Raw genomic sequence first — 1,636 nt, 5'->3', positions numbered from 1 at the left:
GGGCTGGGCTACATCATGGCTGACTGCACGCCAGCGGTGTTGGTGACCGAGCCGTACCTGCTGGCCCGGGTCCGCAACAGCGAGGCCGGCAAACAGCAGCAGAATGTGTTCGTCAGTGGCGACCTGGCCGATGCCGAACATGGCGCCGAAGCCTTCCAGGATCTTCTGGACAGCGCGACGGATTCCCGGCCGCTGGCGCAACCTGCGGAGGAAGACACCGCGGTCATTCTGTACACCTCCGGAACCACCGGTCGCCCCAAGGGTGCCATGCAGACCCACCTGAATATCTGTCACACCGTGGTGCTGTGGCACAACTGTCTGGAGCTGGAGGAGGGCGAGCGAACCATTCTCGCGGTTCCCGGCAGTCATGTTACCGGACTGATGGCCATGGTATTCAGCATGGTGAACATGAAGGGCTGTACCATTCTGATGCGGGAGTTCGAGCCGGGTCGTTTTAACGAGCTGGCGGCGAAAGAGAGAATGACCAGCACCGTGCTGGTGCCGGCCATGTACAAGCTGTGTCTGATGCGGGCCAATTTCGACCAGCTGGATCTCAGCGCCTGGCGGGTCGGTGTCTACGGTGGTGCCCCCATGCCCGAGTCCACCATTCTGGAGTTTGGTGAGCGGCTACCACACCTGAAACTGATGAACGCCTACGGCGCTACCGAAACCTGCACCATGGTGACCGCCATACCCCCGGAGCAGCAGCTGGCACGCCTGGACAGTATCGGTCTGGTGGCGCCAACGGCGAAGATTCTGGTGATGGACGATCAGGGGCGGGAAGTGGCCACCGGTGAGACCGGGGAGTTGTGGATCTCCGGACCGGTGGTCATTCCTGGCTACTGGCAGGATCCGGAGCGAACTGCGGAAAATTTTGTCGCGGGTTACTGGCGTTCCGGTGATATTGGCGCCATTGATGCCGAAGGCTACGTCCGCATTTTCGATCGCAAGAAAGACATGGTGATTCGCGGTGGCTACAACATCTACACCATTGAGGTGGAAAATGCGATCACCTACCATGCGGCGGTCACTGAGTGTGCGGTGATCGGTCAGGAAGACCCGGTACTGGGTGAGAAACTTCACGCCTTTGTGTTTACAACAGACGAGGCGCTGACAGCGGAGGACATCAGGGATTATTGCCGGGAACGGCTGGCAGACTACAAGATTCCGGATTTCGTCACACTGAGTTACGAACCCCTGCCTCGCAATGCCAATGGCAAACTGGTGAAACGGGAATTGAGGGACACCGAAACCCGGGGCTGACCGGCCGTGTGGCACCGGGAAGCGACCACACGGTCAGCTTCCCGGCGAACGTCCACTATTTTCTTGGTACCGATTAACCCTTGCGGGCCCGGCCCCGCTCCATGACCGCCAGGCGGCGGCGCTCGATATCTTCCGGTGTGACCGTGCTGTTCTCGATGGACGAGAACAGCGTCTCGTAGCGCAGACCATCGTCCATGGGCAAGTCGTAACCGTGCTCGATCAGATGACGGTACTTGGCCATGAACGGTGCCTCCACTGCCGTCATGTCATCGGCCAGGGCGAGGGCGTCGCGGATCAGGTCCGCTGCCGGCACCACCCGGTTCACCAGTCCCCAGTCACAGGCGGTTTTGGCATCCAGGAAGCGGCCGGTAAA

1 protein-coding gene and 1 pseudogene are annotated in these 1,636 nt (G+C 60.5%); one reads left to right on the top strand and one right to left on the bottom strand.

Annotated features, from left to right (window positions below; genetic code table 11):
* Positions 1 to 1,263 (top strand): fatty acid--CoA ligase family protein (locus AAC035_RS21225; RefSeq protein WP_339807108.1); only part of this gene is annotated, 1,263 nt, incomplete at its 5' end.
* A 73-nt stretch (positions 1,264 to 1,336) separates the two neighbouring features.
* On the opposite strand, the pseudogene AAC035_RS21220 reads toward AAC035_RS21225, so the two are convergent.
* Positions 1,337 to 1,636 (bottom strand): annotated as a pseudogene (locus AAC035_RS21220) (hypothetical protein); the annotation flags it as partial.

Origin of the sequence: uncultured Marinobacter sp., from assembly GCF_963974375.1 — a bacterium.
GTDB lineage: Bacteria > Pseudomonadota > Gammaproteobacteria > Pseudomonadales > Oleiphilaceae > Marinobacter.
Note: the sequence above shows the minus strand (reverse complement) of the source record. Positions and strands in the feature narration are given on the sequence as shown.